A 15,621-nucleotide genomic window follows, 5' to 3' on the forward strand; every position below is an offset into this window, starting at 1 on the left:
CCATGTTGCTGCGCCGGTATGAAATGCCGTGGCGTGGCCCCATTGAGGCCGCTGCCGCCCTGGCATGGATGCTCGCCGCCGCCATTTTTTGCTTTCTGATACCTGATCATTTGCCGCCGCGTGCGGGTTTTACCGTCATCTTTTGTTCAATATTCGTCGCATTGATCCGCTGCCGGCAAGCCTTGCGCGTCATACGTATTCGTGCCGCGTTGTCTGGCCGCGCGATGGAAATGGTGCCAATTTCCCGGCTGGCGACCTGGACAGGCGATCCAGAACAGGTCGCGTTCGGCCTGGGCTTTGTCTGGCTGCCGCTACACTCTCAGCGCCTTTATGAGCTGATCAAGATCGATTACCGCGCAATGACCATTTCTCCCTGGCTCATACGGGCTCTGGGATATCAGCCCAATCCACAATCCGACGCAGAGATCGGCCTACCCTGGATTCATGGTGTCGAATCGGAAGAGCGCTTGTTGGCGCGGCCCTTGCAGAACTTTGAAGGTGGAACCTTGGTGGTCGGGACTACTCAGTCGGGCAAAGGGGTATGCCTTGGCTGGTTGATTTTTCAGGCCATCCGGCGTGACGACGTTGTCATCATTATTGATCCGAAAAATTCACGCCGCCTCAAGCGACTGGTCATGAAGGCCTGCCAACTGTATCGCGAGCCAGACAGCTTTCTTTGGTTTCATCCAGCTTTTCCGGAAACGGGTGTTCGTCTCGACTTTACGTTCAATTGGCAAAAACCTACCGAAGTCGCTTCTCGTATTCAGTCGATCATGCCACCGGACACGGCCGGAACGTTCAGCGCATTTGGTTGGGACGCGGTGAATGTGGTCGTGCAAGGAATGGTGCAACTGGAGAGGCGCCCGAATCTGGCAAAGCTGAAGCAATATATTGAAGGAGGTGTCGAACCCATCCTGGAACAGGCGCTCGAGCGTTTTTATGAAACGCTCCTTGGCATGCAGTGGCGCAGTACACCTGAGATGGTGCGCTTGCTGGATAAAGCACGGCGAGGGCACATCAAATCGCCGACGCCGGCCGCGAGTCATGAATTGTTGGCATATGTGACGTACTACGATCACCACGTGCATGAGGCTCGGCGTGATCCGGTGGTCAGTTCGCAAGTCCGGGTATTCCAGCATAACCGCGAACATTATCAAAAAATAACCGCCAATCTCTTACCGATCTTGTCCATGTTGACATCCGGCGATCTTGGAAAAAGCTTGTCTCCGGATCCTTTTGATGCGGATGACCAGCGTCCGATCATGAATCTGGAAAAGATCGAGCGCGCGGGACATGTACTGCTGCTGTGCCTGGATTCGTTGCCAGATCCTTCCGTTGCAACGGCCATCGGCGCCATGGCGCTGGCCGACCTGGCGGCCCGTTCAGGAATTCGCTACAACCTGGGAGGGGAGCGGCGCATTTCCCTGTTTGTGGATGAGCTATCGAACGTGATCAATCAGCCGTTGATCGAGATCCTGAACAAGGGAGCAGAGGGAGGGCTGTACACCACGGCCGCGATGCAGACGATTGCTGACCTGGCAAAACGACTTGGCAGCCAGGAGGCGGCACGCATGGCATTGGGGAACTTAAATAACCTCATCGCTTTTCGAACCAAGGATCAGCCCACGCAGGAGTTCATCAATGAAACACTGGGGCAGACCACTATCCATAACATGAAAGTGGGGCATAACACGGCCAGAGATGGCCATTTCACGGATTATACGGCGGTCGATTCAACGCAGTTGAGCGAGGAAGTCAACGAGTTGGTGCCGCCATCGATCCTGGGTAAGCTGCCCAATTTGCAGTTTTTCGCCTCAGTTTCCGGCGGCCACGTCTACAAGGGACGGTTTACGCTGATCGACCCTGGCGTGGACGATGCTAGCCTTGAAGAGAAGGAAAAGGGGGAGACATGCTGATTCGGTTGACGGCCATTGTTTCGCTGAGCGTGCTCCTGATTCTGGTGCTGTACCTGCCGTCAGCCTTTCCGCCGCAGCGATTTGTCGCGCAGATTCGCGCAGAACATATTGCCAGTGCGGATTGCTGGGGGAGTCCGTACGCACGCCGCGTGTTGAGCCGATTGTTTGAGTATCAAGCGGCATTGGCCATCGAACCGGCATCGGTTCCCGCCCACGAGGTGAAGGGGGATCCTGTCGCACAACCCATCGCCAATAGCCTGGGGCGGGTACGTCTGCAGCTTTTTCAGAGCAGCTATTTCCGCTCGCTCGATACGTTGATCATGCTGGCGCTGTATCGACTGGCCGGCCTTGTACAGTGGTGGTCAACGTTCGTGGTGCTGATGACAGCCTGTATCGTGGATGCTCTGGTGCGCAGGCGAATTAAACGCCTGGAATTCGCCAGGCAGCACCCGGAGTGGTTCGCGGCAGCGATGGGGATAGCGATTTTTCTGGTTTGTCTGCTGGCTGTCGCGTGTGTGCTTCCTGTTCAATTGTCCCCGTTTCTGCTACCTACCATGTTGGTCGTGGTCGCGTGGCTGGCAGGGCAAATGGCAGTGCACTATGCGTGAGCGTCCCATTCACAGCTTTGCAGCCATCGCTACCTATCGAAGGGAAACTGGGTTAATCCAAATAGTCCACAAAAAGCGCGACTTTTTGGACAAACATTGATACTGCGATGCGCTAGCATGATGTCGTACGCAGCCACTTTTGATTTTGAGTCGCCATGAATACTGAATATCGTCCGATACCGTCCTCATCTTCTGCTCACAAGGCCGCTACGCATCGTTCTGCGGCCTCATCGACGGGGTGTGAGGAAACGGTCGGTACACTGGTATGGCTGGAGGAATTTCATCAGCTCGACCAGCTGTTCAACCACCATCACAATTGTTCGCCCAAATTGCGGCACCCCGATCTGATTAGTGCTTGTATTGCAAGCGTGTTTGCGCAGCCGGAACCCGCGAAGCATATTTTTTCGTTTTTGCATACCCGAATGGTGTTGCGCGACCAATGCATGCCGCGTCGACAGGAGGAAATCTGGCGCGCCCAGTATGTATTGTTGCTGGCGCTGCAGAAGTCAGAAATGAACCGGCATCCCCATCCTCGATTCGATCTGGGACAGTTTACGACCGCGTGCATCGCCTTGGCCCTGCAGGAAGAGGGGGCGCACAGCAAAATATTTGAACAGGCACGGCGCAACATCGCCGAGCGAGCAATATCACATCTGCCATAAAGGGCAGATCGTAAGGCATACCGCAAACGGGTATGCGACCTGAAGTGACCTTGCCAGGCTGATGCCAGGCTTACCCGATGTACACCCTCGATGGTCTGGCGCCTGCGCGCGCCGGGTGGATCAACGCTTTCGGGTTTATGCCTGCTCTTTGCCATGGAACGGTCTCTTTCGTGCTTTATAGCGATCCTTGTCGTTTGTCCGGGTTCTGCCTGGGCTTGCTGGGATCAAGCCGCCGTTCGCCACAATGTGCCGGCAGCGCTGCTTTATGCGATTGCTCAAGCGGAATCGTCACTGGACCCGAACGCAGTCAATCGCCGCCATCTGCGCCAAACCGGTACCGTGGATATCGGCTATATGGGTGTCAATTCCAATCCACGGGTCCTACGCAATTTGGGGGTGACCGAGCAAGACCTGCGTGAGCCCTGCAAAAACATTCATGCTGGCTCCCGTATTCTCGTGGAAAAGCTGCACAGGTACGGCAATACCTGGGAGGCGATTGGAGCATACAACGCCTCGTGTACCAAACTGGATGCGGCCCAATGCCAGGCTACGCGCACCCGCTACGCCTGGCGCGTATACGGCTTTCTCACCAATACCAGGCCGCCGGCAATACGCCGCGCTACGCTGCGGGACAAGTACCGGACGCAGAAAAACACGCGAGCTGAATCGGTCGTCCCAACGCAGCCTGCTCTGGTGGCAGTGGGGCTGACATGAGACGCTCTGTTGTTCATGCGACACGAGCCGCCACAGGAGTGGCTGCAGCCTGCTTGCTGATGGCCTCCTGCGCAAATGTGCATACCCAGCCACAACCTGCAGGACAGCCTTCCCGCGCAGCCACGCATGCTGCCCACCTGCAGCACATCACCCAGCTTTACTACGGTAGACATGCACGCTACGGCCTGTGTATCGATCCAGCTTGCCCTACGCGTACGCCCAAGACGCTGGCAAGACGGGATGCGCACATTGAAGAGGTGCCGCACACCATGGTCGCGGCAGCCAGCACCCAGCGGACGCCCGTGGGAACCGATCCAGCGAACGAAAATGATTTGTCCGATGTCACCGAACTGACGGTGTACTTTGCGCCGGGCTCTTCCCGTCTCGATAGAACGGCTCAACACGTTCTGCAGCAATTTCTTACGCTGGTGCAGCCAGCGTCCCATATTCGTATCGCTGGCAGAACAGACAACACCGGAACGCCGGCCCTGAACGATGCCATCGCACACCAGCGCGCGGCCAGGGTCGAGCGCTATCTGCGCCGCCATCTGCACGTGCCTGCAGTTCAGCTTGAGGTGGAAAGCAGCGGCGCCTGCTGTTACGCCGCCGCCAATGCGACCGAAACGGGCCGCCAGAACAACCGGAGGGTGGAGCTCAGCCTCACCGCCGACACGCCTCGGCAGGTCCAGAGATGAGAACCCCAACTCACCTGATCAACCTGACTTCGGCATGGGGAGCGTGCCGGCCGGGCACGATCGCGTGGCAATGTCCCGTCCGTGGTCCTCCTAGGCTGCCATGCCGCATCACCTAGCCGCCCGCACAGACAGTTTTAGGCAATTTTCTTCACGATCACGATTGGAATGCACATGAACACCCTGCAATACGTCACCGTTCTCCCTTTCAAACAACACGGCAAGCGGCCGCTTGGCCTGCGCGTCTCCACTACGGCCAAGGTACTGGCACTGCTGACCCTGATCACCCTGGGCCTGCTCGCTGCGATCCCCGTCACCGCCATCGACCTCGTCGCGTTCACCGGCATCACCGGCCCGTTGACGTCAGCACTGACGCAATTGGCCGCACTGGCACCCGGCGTTAAAGCACTGGTCGGCTTCATCGGCTTCGTGGTGGCCCTGATCTCGCTGTCCGCCCTGCGTAATTTCAGTCCGGTGCTGTTCTTCATCGGCTTGGCGATTTTCGGCTCGGTCGGGTTGGTCATTGGCGGCGCCATCATGGGCGCCACGATCTGAACCAGGCTGGCGCAGACACCGCACATAGAGAAAAGGAGGACGCCATGGAAGCCGACACCTATATTCCGCGGCGGCTAGACGACCAATGGAAGATTGGCCTATGGGACTTTGATGTCGCCTTTCCCGTCCTCCTTTCGATCTTTGTCGGCTATCTGGCCAGCAGCAAACTCGGATTTTTCCTCGCGGTCTGCGCCGGCGTCGCTGTGTCGCGCTGGCTCAGCCGTAAAAAAGCGGACAAGCATCCGGCCTTTGTACTGCACTGGGCGTACTGGTACCTGCCTGTCAGCCCGTTGACGTCCATGCGCTCGACCCCGCCTTCGCATATCCGCAAGATGGTTGGGTAGGACCAAGGAGGGCACCGTGAAACTGGAAACCTATCAGGATGACCTGGGCGCTCTGCGGCGCCGCGTATTTGACCAGCGCCTGGCCATTGGCATCCTTTCCGTTTGCCTGATGCTGGCGTTGACCATCATTGTCCGCATCGCGGGCACGGAACGCACTGTCATTGTGCCGCCGGCTATCAATAAAACGTTCTGGATCGAGGACGGCAAGGCCAGCAACGACTATCTGGTGCAGATGTCCGGCTATATCGCCTACCTGATGCTGGACGTCACGCCGAAGTCCATCGAATGGAAGAAGGACATGCTGCTCAGCTGGTGCCTGCCGGAGAACGCCGGCAGCATCAAGACCCGCCAGGATCTGGAGGCGGCAAGACTGAAGAAGCTCAATGCGAGCACGTACTTCCAGATGCAACAACTGGTACCTGACGAAGAAACGCAATCGGTCACGATGACCGGCTACCTCAAAACCCAGGTAAACGGGGCCAATACCTCCGACAACCTCAAGACCTACCGCGTGGACTTCGCCTTCAGAGGCGCGCGCGTGCATTTGAAAGATTTCAAGGAGTTGAAAGATGGAAAACCGGATACTGCCACTGGCGTGGCTGCTGCTGGGGCTCGTTGAGCTGCCCGCCTGGGCCGACCAGATCAGAGAGGTCAGGGACGGCGCCGCCATCGAGGCGGTCATCGGCGCACATGAACCCACGCGCATCCGCATCGAGGGCGCCAAGATCATCGACGTCGTCGGCAACATTTATTCAAGCAGCAACTGTGCGTCCAAACCTGCCGACGCCAGCCTGCCCGTGGCGCCAGGTGCCGGCACGACCGTCAATCCCGGCGGCCAGCTGTCGCTTGCCTGCGACCTGGCCAAAGGCGAAATCTATATTCAACCGGTGGGCACTGCTGCCAAGCCGATCAACCTGTTTATTTCTTCCGCCACGGCGACCTACACCTTGCGCCTGAACCGCGCGGAGGTACCTGCTGACACCATCGTGATCTCAGACAAGTCGGCCAGACGCCAGGCCAAGGCAGCCAATGCCGGCGGAGTGGGGCCAGGGAGGTCCGCCACATTCATCCGCTCCCTGAAATCGATGCTGATGTTCATGGCTTCCGAGCAGGTGCCCGACGACGTCCGGATGGAAGAGCGAGACGAAGCGCGCCTGCTGTGGGCGGAAGCGGAAATGAAGCTCATCCGCCAGTTTGAAGGCCGTGGCCTCATCGGCGAGACCTATGCACTGAGCAATATCAGCGGTGCGCCGCTGGTGCTCGCAGAACAGGAATTTGACCGCGACGATGGCGATGTCCTGGCCGTCGCCATCGACAACCTCAACTTGCGTCCGAACGAGAGCACGCGAGTCTATGTCATCAGGGCAGGGGAGTGAGCCGCCATGCGCATCATGCAAACATTGAAATCCTGCACGGCACGGTTGACGCCCAAGCAGCAGCAGTACCTGGCCGCCGCCGGTATCGTGACAGCCTGCATTGGCGTCCTGTGGGCGGTACTGGCCTATTCCGAGTCCGGCAGCCCGGCCAAGCAGCTCCCCAAAGCGACCGACAAGCGCGCCACCGTCAATGTGGATGGCACCAGCATGATGGTGCCGGGCCAGATCTCGCCGGAAGACCAATGGGTCGGCAATGCCGGCAAGAAGCTGGCCCAATATGACAGTGACAAGGAAGCGCAAGACAAAATCAACAACGATCACAAGGTCGTCGAAGCAGCCTTGCTCAAGCGCCTGGCCGATCTGGAAGCAAAAACGGCCGCCACGGCAGAACCAGCGCCGCCACCCGCACCGCCCGCGCCCGTCACGCCGCCCATTCCCCAGCCATCGGGGCCGGCTCCATCGCAGTACCCTCCTGGCACGCCACTCGGTGGCAACATGCCGCCAGGACCGCCCGCCACCGACGTAGCCAGTGGGAACACCGGCGTGCTGCGGCCAAACGAGCCACCGGAGACGCCCGCCCCCATGATCCGCGTGTCCCTGGGCGCCGCGACAGACTCCAGCAGGAAGACTGGATCCACCGGCGAGATCGGGGCGAATGGGGGAACGACTGCGAATACGCTGGAGGACTTCCTTCCGGTCGGCATCCTGCCCGGAGAGCTGCTCGGTGGGATCGATGCGCCAACGGGTGGGCAAGCCCAAAGCAATCCGCTGCCGGCACTCATCAAGATTTCAGCCGCAGCCATCCTGCCGAATCAGTTCCGCGCGGACGTCAAGGAATGCTTTGTGGTTGCCTCCGGCTATGGCGACATCAGTTCCGAACGCGCGTACCTGCGCACCGACGTGCTCTCCTGCATCCGCTACGACCGCTCGGTGGTCGAGGTCAAGATCGAGGGTAACATCTTTGGGGAGGATGGCAACCTGGGGCTGCGCGGCACGCTCGTCTCCAAACAGGGGCAGCTGCTGGCCAACAGCCTGCGCGCCGGCATCGTCAGCGGCATCGGCCAGGGTTTTGCACAAGGTAACAGCTCATTTACGACTTCGCCGTTTGGCACCCTGTCGACGACGACCAGCGGCACGGGCGATCAATTCCGCCGTGGCATTGGCAGCGGCATGGGGAGCGCGCTCAACAACCTGGCCAACTATTACATCCGGCTGGCCGAACAGACATTTCCCGTCATCGAGGTGCATGCGGGCCGCAAAGTGGACGTGGTGCTGACGCGCGGCGTGCGCATTCCCGCGCGGCCCATGTCACGCAGCGACGCGGACCGGCAGGATCAGCTTGGCCTTGCCGAGCGCACGATGGAGGTTCCCAATGAAGATGCTGACTAGACTGGCCCTCGCCGCGCTCACCTGCGCCGCCACACTCGGCGCCCACGCCAGTACGGCCGAGGACACACTGCTCGCCGCGCTGAAGCGAACCTATCCCGGCACGGCCTTTGATACTGTCACGGCGACACCGATCCCCCACGTCTTTGAGGTGTGGATGGGCGACAACGTCGGCTTCGTCGCCGATACACGCCCTGACTACATGATCTTTGGCCGCCTGGTCGACCTGCGCGCCATGCGCGACCTGACCGCACCGAAACTGCAGCAGCATACCAAAGCGGCCAACCCGGCAGCGCCGACGGTAGCGGCTATCGATGTCCGCCAGTTGCCGTTGGCCGATGCGATCGTCTCCACGCAGGGCAGGGGCGAACGCGTCCTTTATCTCTTCAGCGATCCACATTGTCCGTATTGCCGCCAGCTCGAACCGGAACTGGTCAAGGTACCCAACCTGCGCATCTACAACTTCATGGTGCCATTCCAGGACGAGGCTTTACCTCTGCGCATCTGGTGTGCTACCGACCGCATCGCTGCCTGGCGCAGCGCCGTCAGCGGCACATTGGACGGGCAGGGCGCACCAGCCCAATGCGCCCATCCGCTCGACCGCAACCTGGCCCTGGCCAGCACATTGGGCGTACAGGGCACGCCGACCCTCTTCTTTGCTGATGGCGCACGGGAAACCGGTTTTATCAGTGCCAGTGAGATTGAGGCCCATCTGGCGCAAGCCGCGTCGCGCCACCAAGCCAGTAAGAACCCACAGGAGTAATCATGCAACTGAATCCATCGATTTCATTCCGTGCCAAAAAACTGTCCGCCGCAGCGGTTTGCCTGACGATCCTGGCCGGGTGCGGCGACATGACAGGCCTGGGCGGCAAGTCCGAATATGCTTGCAAGGCGCCAGAAGGCGTGCAGTGCAACTCTGTCTCCGGCAATTACTACAACTCGTTGCCATCGGGCGGCGGTGGGACGGCCACAGGGGCTCCCACAAAAGGAACGCCGCGTGCAGCCCCGCGCAGCATGTACACGATGCTAAAAGCTGCATCCAGCGGCAGCGCCATGCAGGGATCGCCTGCGTTCGAGCCCGCCGCGCTGCGCTCGCCGCCGCGCGTCATGCGGCTCTGGATCAAACCGTGGGAGGACAGCGACCATGATCTCCACGATCAGTCCTTTGTCTACCTGCAGACAGACCCTGGCAGGTGGCAGATCGCCCATGCGCAGCGGCAGATCCGTGATGCCTATGCGCCCCTGAAACCGCCCGCACCTCAGCGGGCCTCATCTCCGGGTACAGCGTCTCCCTCCGGACAGGCCAACTCTGGCGCTGAAACACGGCCAACCTCGCTGCCAGCGGGAGCGCTTGCCGATCCTCCCCTCGGGGCCGTCACGACGGTTCTAGAAGGCGCGCCGTCTCCAGCGCCGGCAACAAACCAATAGCGATATTGTATTCAGAGAGGACAAATATGCTCAAGTTCTTCATGCCAGAAAACGATGGCGAAGGGATCAGCGCTGGCCTCTGGGATCTGTTTGGATTAAGCCGAGGCGAGACATTTTCCAAGGATCAGTTTGCCAGCTGGCTACCGTACGGTCCCTATGTCGACAGCGAGCAGCTGTTCATCAATCGCCATCACCAGCTTGGTTTCATGCTCGAACTCATGCCCCAGGCCGGCGCCGATGAGCGCATGGTGGAAGTACTGCAAAGCCTGTATACCAACTGTCCCGCCAACACGGGTGTGCAATTTCACCTGTTTGGCTCGCCGGACATCCGCGCCCCGCTGATCCAATATGCCAACATGCGCATGGAAGACGAGGATCAGTATGAAAACTCGCAGCAGTGGGGCCGGCCGGCACGGAACAGCAACCTGTACCGCCAGCTGGCACGCCAACGCGTGCATCATCTGCTGGCCGGGAGCCAGAAATCCCTGACCAAGGGATTTCATTTTACGCTGCGCGACTTTCGACTGATGATGAGCGTCACGGTGGACGGACGCGCCGATGATATCGGCCAGCGCGAAGCGGCGATTAGTTTGCGCGACTCGATGGCAAGCACCCTTGACGCCGCCTCTATACCCAGCAAAGAATGCGATGCGGCCGACTTAATCAACTGGTGCGCACTGTTCACCAATCCGCACCGGCTCACAGATGGTTTCATCCCATGGATTCACTACGATGAGGGAAGAGAACTGCGGGATCAGATTGTGGACTTCGATACCGTCCAGGAGCCGACCAACGAAGGCATCCGGTTTTCGAAGCCAGGCAAGCCGCAGCAGGTGGAAGCACGCTTCTTCTCCATTAAATCGTTTCCGGGACGTTTTCCCCTCTGGCAGATGGGTGCGCTCATCGGCCACGCCATGCAACCGGCACTGCAGTACCGTGCGCCGTTCCTGCTCACCATGGGCGTGCACATCCTCGATACGAACACGACGCGGACATTGATTACGGCGAACCATATCCGCGCGACACAGAACGCGGCCAGCAAGATGGCCGCCATCATGCCGGACGTGCAGAAGAAGCAGGAAGACTGGAGTGCCGTCGCCAACGCCATGGATGTCGGCGGCAACCTCGTCTCGATGTACCACCAGCTGGCCATTTTCTGTCCGCCCGCCGAGGCGACGGCGGCTGCAGAAGCGGCCAGGGCCATCTGGCGTGCCAGCGGCTTTGAACTCAATGCCGATGTGTACATGCACCGGCAGGCGCTGCTGGCGAGCTTGCCCATGACCCTGACGCCCGCATTCCACAACGACATGAAGAAGATGAAGCGGGTGACGCGCAAATCCATGGCGAACGCCATCCATCTCGCGCCCCTGCTGGCGGAATGGCGAGGAACCGACACGCCAACGCTCATCTTCGCCGGCCGCCGCGGCCAGCTCGTGACGCTGGACCTGTATGACAACGACCTGGGCAACTACAATTTTGCCGTCGTCGGCGCTCCAGGTTCCGGCAAGTCCGTCACCCTCAACGAGATAGCCTGGTCATATCGCTCCGGCGGTGCGCAAGTGCGCCTGCTTGATCTCGGGCGCTCATTTGAGAAGCTGTGCAAGAAAGCCAATGGCACGCATGTCGAGTTCAGCCCCCGCTCGAAGATCATTTTGAACCCGTTTACAGCGGTCAATGACATTCACGAAGACATCGATATGCTAATGCCCGCCCTGGCGAAGATGTGTTCCATGAGTCAGCAATTGCAAGAAGTGCAATATAAGGCCATTTCAACGGTCCTCCTGAAGCTATGGAAATCCTACGGCAATGATCTGACGATCACCGCTTTGCGCGACGAATTCAAGACCGGCAGTATTGTTGAACTCGAAATCAAAGGCGATGAGCGCATCCGCGATCTTGCCATCATGCTCAATCCATACTCCAAGGACGGGCAGTACGAACGCTTCTTCGAGGGCAAGAATAACGTCGACTTCTCGAATGACTTCGTCGTGATCGAAAACGAAGAACTCAAACGCAAGCCCGATCTGCATGCCGTCGTCAATATCCTGCTGATGTACCAGATCACCGGCGAGATGTACCTGAACCGCGATCGCAAGAAGCTCCTGATTATCGATGAACTCAAGCAACAGCTTGGAGAGATCGGTGCAGACGACCCGGTCAAGGCCGCCGTGGTGGAAGAAGCAGCCCGGCGTGCGCGCAAGTATGGCGGTGCACTGGGCACCGCGACGCAGGGTGCCGATGACTATTACGGTTCGGTGCAAATGACGGCCGCTTTCAACTGCTCCGACTGGGTTTTCCTGCTGCGGCAAAAACCGGAGTCGATTGACATCCTGGAAAGCAACAAGCGCCTCGTCATGGATGCGGCCAAAAAGCGGCTGCTCAAATCGCTGCGCACGGAAGCGGGGGCCTTTGCGGAAATGTACGTCTCGTCGCCCATCGGCGAAGGCGTCGTACGCCTCGTCATTGATCCAGCCACACAGCTGCTGTTCTCGAACAAACTCGCCGACAACAAGCCGATCGATGCCCTGCGCGCCCAAGGCTATTCCATCGACGAGGCCATCGCCCGGGTACTGGCAGATAGGGGACTTCAATGAGGATCATGCTGATCAATATCTTCGTATCGGCCTGCTTCGTGGCGATCGGCATTGCGGCCTATGACCGGCTGGTGCTGCGGCCGATGCTGGTCATCGGGGTCGTCGACGCGGCGAACGTCTTCAATGCAAAACAGGAACAGTACTTCAAAGCCATGACGACCAGCCGTACCGACATGGAACGGCGGCAGGCGATATCCGATGCTGAACGATTCGTCCCCCGTTTTGCTGCTGCGTTGGCGCAATTACCGCAAGAGTGCGCATGCCTGGTGGTCGACAAAACGGCGGTGATCGGCAGCCGCGCAACGTTGATCGATCTCACTCCATTGCTCAGAAAAAAGGTGAAGCTGTGACCCGCGATTTTTTTCAGCATGTGCGCAGACACTGGTATCTGTACCTGGTGCTGGTCGCGATCTGGACACTCGCCTATGTGCGTCTGTTTATCGATGCCACCCCGCGCTTGCCTATCCTGTTTAACGTGACCCCCAGCTTGCCCTACACGGTCGCAGTAGTCGACTACCGGGCGGACGGCATCCGTCGCGGAGACTATGTGGTCTATGCATTCGAAGGGGCGGCGTACCGCATCTTCCCCGGCCTGTACCACCAGCCGTTCTTCAAGATTGTGCGCGGCGTGGCCGGCGACAAAGTGACCGTCCGGGATCGCCACGTGTTCGTCAATGGTGAGGAAGTCGGTTTTGCCAAGACCCATACCACCGTTAAACACCTCCGGCTCGAACCCATCGCCGAGACCGTGATTCCGCTCTCGTATTTTTATGTGCAAGGCACCAGCCCGGACAGCTTCGATTCACGCTACAGCATCAATGGCCTGGTACGCGCCGACGCGGTCCTGGGCGTCGTCATTCCGATCTTTTGAAGGAAAAGCAAATCATGCCATTACTTGAACCCGCACCCACGACACGGGGTTTTCACTGCCTGCCATGCGGTGAGCTGACCAGGCGGATTTTGTCCGTCCTGTTGCTGGCCAGTGGCCTCATGGGAGCATTGGCCGAGGCCGAGGAACTGGCTGCGATCGGGCCGACGTATCCGATCGCCGAGCAAAACCTGCTCGACATGATTGCCCAGCGCCTGCGCGCGCTGGAAAAGAGCGGCCAGCTTCACAAGTTGCAGGAGCAGGCGATCGCCAAAGGCAGGGCGGCCGTGGCCAACCCGGCGCCGGTGGCAGGTTTGACACCGGCGAAGGCACCACGAACCGTCTATGTTGATCCCACCTATGTGCTCGACAAGAACATCCTCGACGCACAAGGTCACGTCCTGTTCCCCGCAGGAACCCGTACCAACCCGCTCGCGATCACGTCCATGTCGAAAAAGCTGATGTTTTTTGACGCGCGCGATCCGGCACAGGCAAGGATAGCGCGCAGCCTGCTTCAGCGCGATGGCGCGCGGATCAAGCCGGTACTCGTCGGCGGCTCGTATTTGCAGCTGATGAAACAGTGGAAGACGCGGATCTACTTCGATCAGCAGGGCACGCTAGTGCGGCGCTTTGGCATCGAACACGTCCCGGCCTTGGTCTACCAGGAAGGCATGCGCCTTCGCATCGACGAAATCGTGGTGGCCAAATGAGCCGACTAAAACACACCATCGGTTTGATCCTGCTCCTCATCGGGGCAGGCCATGCCCAGGCGGCGCCGGCAGGTACCTGCACTGGCGCCTTCCCGAATCCGATCACGGATATTTGCTGGTCATGCATCCTGCCGATCTCCCTGGGCAGCGTCACCCTGGGCAACCTGGGTGGCCAGGAAGACACGGCCAATCCGTCCAGTCCGATTTGTTCGTGCAAAGTCAATCCGGTGATCGGCCTGTCCATCGGCTTTTGGGAACCCGTGCGCCACGTGGAAGTGGTGCGCAAACCGTTCTGCCTGGTGTCCCTGGGTGGCATCGATCTCAATCCGGGCATCCCTGCGCCGGAAGCCGCCCGGGCCACGGACGCAGGCGGCGCCCAGGACGCCTTCTACCAGGCGCATTACTACGTTAATCCGGTCATGTACTGGCTTAAGGCGGTCGCCGATTTCCCCTGCCTGGAAGCCGGCTCCTTCGATATCGCCTACATGACCGAGGTCGACCCGCTATGGGGTGATGATGAGCTCACCTTAATTATCAATCCCGAAACAGTCCTCTTTGCCAATCCGGGGGCGGTCGCCGCCTGCGCTGCCGACTGCGTTGCCGCCACGGCGGGATTTGGCCGCCCGGAATTGTTCTGGTGCGCCGGCTGTCAGGGAGGTCTTTTCCCGCTCGATGGCCGCGCGGCCTACCACGTGGGCGGGGTGCGCACCGCCGAATTGGTGATGCAGCGCCTCACCGCCAAGATGCACCGGGAACTGCTGACGTGGGGCATGCATGGCCAGAAAGGGCTGTGCGGTCCGTACTTCCTGCCGGAAATGGACAAGACTGCCTACAAATCCCAGCTGACGTATCCCATTCCGGCCACCGACAAGGAACTGGGCAAATGCTGCCAGCCTTTTGGTCGCACCACCATCGCCTGGGGAGCGGGGAAGGAATACCCGGTCAAGGGTGAAGATTTTGCGTTTATGTTATTTCGAAAAAGGAATTGCTGTGTTGGCTACTAATCCGATCCAAGTGCCCCTTGCGGGCGCCAGGCCTGCTGCGGTGCGTGCCATGGCAGGGCTAGGTGCTCTGTTCCTGGCCCAGGCCGTGGCGGCGCAGGCGATACCAACGATCACCGACGCGGACATCGAACGTGCCAAAAAGCTGCAGCCGGTCATCACCGAGCAGGATATCGCCCGCGCGGTACGGGCCAATCCCATGCCACAAGACCCGCCGCCAGGGCCAACTCCCACTACGCCACGGATGCGGATCGACGCCTTGCCCCAGCCTCGCCCAACGCCACCCGTTGATCTGGGCGCCATCGCCAAAGGCTATGAAGCGGCGTCCAATCCGATCGCGCTCTCCGCGTTGAATGGCGACCGGCTGCTGGTCTTTGTGACCTTCGCTATGCCGGAAGCCGCGCTGAATAAACTGGCGATGCAAGCGGCGCAGCTGCAGGCGACCTTGTTACTACGGGGCCTGGACGACGGATCACTGGTCAAAACCGTGGTGCATGTCCAAAAAATCATGGGCGAGCGCAAGGTGGCATGGCAAATCGATCCGCAGGCATTTGACCGTTTTATCGTACGCCAGGCGCCGACCTTCGTTTTACTGCGGGCCGGTGCACCCGCCCAGACCTGCGGGGCAGGTAGTTGTTTCGCGCCGGATGCTTATGTTCGCGTCGCCGGCGACGTCTCGCTTGAATACGCGCTCAAAACCATCCAGCAACGCGCACCGCGCTTCGCCGACAGCGCCGGCCGCCTCCTGGAGAAGATGAGGAAATAGC

18 protein-coding genes are annotated in these 15,621 nt (G+C 59.6%); all 18 read left to right on the plus strand.

The window, feature by feature from the left end:
* Window positions 1–2: 2 nt before the first annotated feature.
* Window positions 3–1,916, plus strand: coding sequence for a conjugative transfer system coupling protein TraD (gene traD / locus BM193_RS27510; protein ID WP_092804408.1), 1,914 nt, complete (start codon window positions 3–5; stop codon window positions 1,914–1,916).
* A complete protein-coding gene (locus BM193_RS27515; protein WP_092804411.1) occupies window positions 1,910–2,524 on the plus strand; it encodes an IncC plasmid conjugative DNA transfer DtrJ family protein in 615 nt (204 codons plus the stop codon). The genes traD and BM193_RS27515 overlap by 7 nt, the downstream gene beginning before the upstream one ends.
* 155 nt (window positions 2,525–2,679) lie before the next feature.
* The gene (locus tag BM193_RS28605) at window positions 2,680–3,186 is read left to right on the plus strand and encodes a hypothetical protein (RefSeq protein WP_139176395.1); all 507 of its coding nucleotides are present in this window, start codon (window positions 2,680–2,682) and stop codon (window positions 3,184–3,186) included.
* A gap of 90 nt (window positions 3,187–3,276) precedes the next feature.
* On the plus strand, window positions 3,277–3,900 hold the full coding sequence (locus tag BM193_RS27525; protein ID WP_092804417.1) for a lytic transglycosylase domain-containing protein: 624 nt from the start codon (window positions 3,277–3,279) through the stop codon (window positions 3,898–3,900).
* Window positions 3,901–3,959: 59 nt separating this feature from the next.
* Entirely contained in the window at window positions 3,960–4,595 is a 636-nt protein-coding gene (locus BM193_RS27530; protein WP_254786457.1) for an OmpA family protein, read from the plus strand.
* Window positions 4,596–4,766: 171 nt separating this feature from the next.
* Window positions 4,767–5,147, plus strand: a complete 381-nt coding sequence (locus BM193_RS29245; protein ID WP_254786452.1) for a hypothetical protein — start codon at window positions 4,767–4,769, stop codon at window positions 5,145–5,147.
* A 44-nt stretch (window positions 5,148–5,191) separates the two neighbouring features.
* Window positions 5,192–5,491, plus strand: coding sequence for a type IV conjugative transfer system protein TraL (gene traL / locus BM193_RS27540; RefSeq protein ID WP_092804423.1), 300 nt, complete (start codon window positions 5,192–5,194; stop codon window positions 5,489–5,491).
* A 16-nt stretch (window positions 5,492–5,507) separates the two neighbouring features.
* Window positions 5,508–6,110 (plus strand): type IV conjugative transfer system protein TraE, encoded by a 603-nt coding sequence (gene traE, locus BM193_RS27545; RefSeq protein WP_076572811.1) that lies wholly within the window; start codon window positions 5,508–5,510, stop codon window positions 6,108–6,110.
* Entirely contained in the window at window positions 6,061–6,867 is an 807-nt protein-coding gene (locus tag BM193_RS27550) for a type-F conjugative transfer system secretin TraK (protein ID WP_092804429.1), read from the plus strand. Before traE ends, BM193_RS27550 begins: the two co-directional genes overlap by 50 nt.
* Before the next feature lie 6 nt (window positions 6,868–6,873).
* Window positions 6,874–8,256, plus strand: coding sequence for a TraB/TrbI/VirB10 family type IV secretion system protein (locus BM193_RS27555; protein ID WP_139176398.1), 1,383 nt, complete (start codon window positions 6,874–6,876; stop codon window positions 8,254–8,256).
* Entirely contained in the window at window positions 8,240–9,016 is a 777-nt protein-coding gene (locus BM193_RS27560; protein WP_092804435.1) for a DsbC family protein, read from the plus strand. The genes BM193_RS27555 and BM193_RS27560 overlap by 17 nt, the downstream gene beginning before the upstream one ends.
* Window positions 9,017–9,018: 2 nt before the next feature.
* Entirely contained in the window at window positions 9,019–9,681 is a 663-nt protein-coding gene (locus BM193_RS27565) for a TraV family lipoprotein (protein ID WP_092804438.1), read from the plus strand.
* Between the two features lie 26 nt (window positions 9,682–9,707).
* A complete protein-coding gene (traC, locus tag BM193_RS27570) occupies window positions 9,708–12,275 on the plus strand; it encodes a type IV secretion system protein TraC (RefSeq protein WP_254786453.1) in 2,568 nt (855 codons plus the stop codon).
* 5 nt (window positions 12,276–12,280) lie between these two features.
* Window positions 12,281–12,625: a hypothetical protein gene (locus BM193_RS27575; protein ID WP_254786454.1), complete on the plus strand. Its 345-nt coding sequence runs from the start codon at window positions 12,281–12,283 to the stop codon at window positions 12,623–12,625.
* Window positions 12,622–13,146 carry a conjugative transfer signal peptidase TraF gene (gene traF, locus BM193_RS27580; RefSeq protein WP_254786455.1) on the plus strand — a complete coding sequence of 175 codons (525 nt, stop codon included), beginning with the start codon at window positions 12,622–12,624 and terminating at the stop codon, window positions 13,144–13,146. Before BM193_RS27575 ends, traF begins: the two co-directional genes overlap by 4 nt.
* A 14-nt stretch (window positions 13,147–13,160) precedes the next feature.
* Window positions 13,161–13,853, plus strand: a complete 693-nt coding sequence (gene traW, locus BM193_RS27585) for a type-F conjugative transfer system protein TraW (protein ID WP_092804445.1) — start codon at window positions 13,161–13,163, stop codon at window positions 13,851–13,853.
* Window positions 13,850–14,857: a TraU family protein gene (locus tag BM193_RS27590; protein WP_092804448.1), complete on the plus strand. Its 1,008-nt coding sequence runs from the start codon at window positions 13,850–13,852 to the stop codon at window positions 14,855–14,857. The genes traW and BM193_RS27590 overlap by 4 nt, the downstream gene beginning before the upstream one ends.
* Window positions 14,847–15,620, plus strand: coding sequence for a type-F conjugative transfer system pilin assembly protein TrbC (trbC, locus tag BM193_RS27595; protein ID WP_092832586.1), 774 nt, complete (start codon window positions 14,847–14,849; stop codon window positions 15,618–15,620). Before BM193_RS27590 ends, trbC begins: the two co-directional genes overlap by 11 nt.
* The last annotated feature ends 1 nt before the right edge of the window (window position 15,621 follow it).

Origin of the sequence: Janthinobacterium sp. 344 (genome assembly GCF_900112025.1) — a bacterium.
GTDB lineage: Bacteria > Pseudomonadota > Gammaproteobacteria > Burkholderiales > Burkholderiaceae_D > Janthinobacterium.

Excerpts from the sequence above, each read along its gene's own strand:
- traC (WP_254786453.1), top strand. The coding sequence starts at position 9,708 with ATGCTCAAGTTCTTCATGCCAGAAAACGATGGCGAAGGGATCAGCGCT.
- BM193_RS27515 (WP_092804411.1), top strand. The coding sequence starts at position 1,910 with ATGCTGATTCGGTTGACGGCCATTGTTTCGCTGAGCGTGCTCCTGATT.
- BM193_RS28605 (WP_139176395.1), top strand. The coding sequence starts at position 2,680 with ATGAATACTGAATATCGTCCGATACCGTCCTCATCTTCTGCTCACAAG.
- BM193_RS27525 (WP_092804417.1), top strand. The coding sequence starts at position 3,277 with ATGGTCTGGCGCCTGCGCGCGCCGGGTGGATCAACGCTTTCGGGTTTA.
- BM193_RS27565 (WP_092804438.1), top strand. The coding sequence starts at position 9,019 with ATGCAACTGAATCCATCGATTTCATTCCGTGCCAAAAAACTGTCCGCC.
- traD (WP_092804408.1), top strand. The coding sequence starts at position 3 with ATGTTGCTGCGCCGGTATGAAATGCCGTGGCGTGGCCCCATTGAGGCC.
- BM193_RS27550 (WP_092804429.1), top strand. The coding sequence starts at position 6,061 with ATGGAAAACCGGATACTGCCACTGGCGTGGCTGCTGCTGGGGCTCGTT.
- BM193_RS27575 (WP_254786454.1), top strand. The coding sequence starts at position 12,281 with ATGCTGATCAATATCTTCGTATCGGCCTGCTTCGTGGCGATCGGCATT.
- traW (WP_092804445.1), top strand. The coding sequence starts at position 13,161 with ATGCCATTACTTGAACCCGCACCCACGACACGGGGTTTTCACTGCCTG.
- BM193_RS27560 (WP_092804435.1), top strand. The coding sequence starts at position 8,240 with ATGAAGATGCTGACTAGACTGGCCCTCGCCGCGCTCACCTGCGCCGCC.
- BM193_RS29245 (WP_254786452.1), top strand. The coding sequence starts at position 4,767 with ATGAACACCCTGCAATACGTCACCGTTCTCCCTTTCAAACAACACGGC.
- traL (WP_092804423.1), top strand. The coding sequence starts at position 5,192 with ATGGAAGCCGACACCTATATTCCGCGGCGGCTAGACGACCAATGGAAG.
- BM193_RS27555 (WP_139176398.1), top strand. The coding sequence starts at position 6,874 with ATGCGCATCATGCAAACATTGAAATCCTGCACGGCACGGTTGACGCCC.
- BM193_RS27590 (WP_092804448.1), top strand. The coding sequence starts at position 13,850 with ATGAGCCGACTAAAACACACCATCGGTTTGATCCTGCTCCTCATCGGG.
- BM193_RS27530 (WP_254786457.1), top strand. The coding sequence starts at position 3,960 with ATGGCCTCCTGCGCAAATGTGCATACCCAGCCACAACCTGCAGGACAG.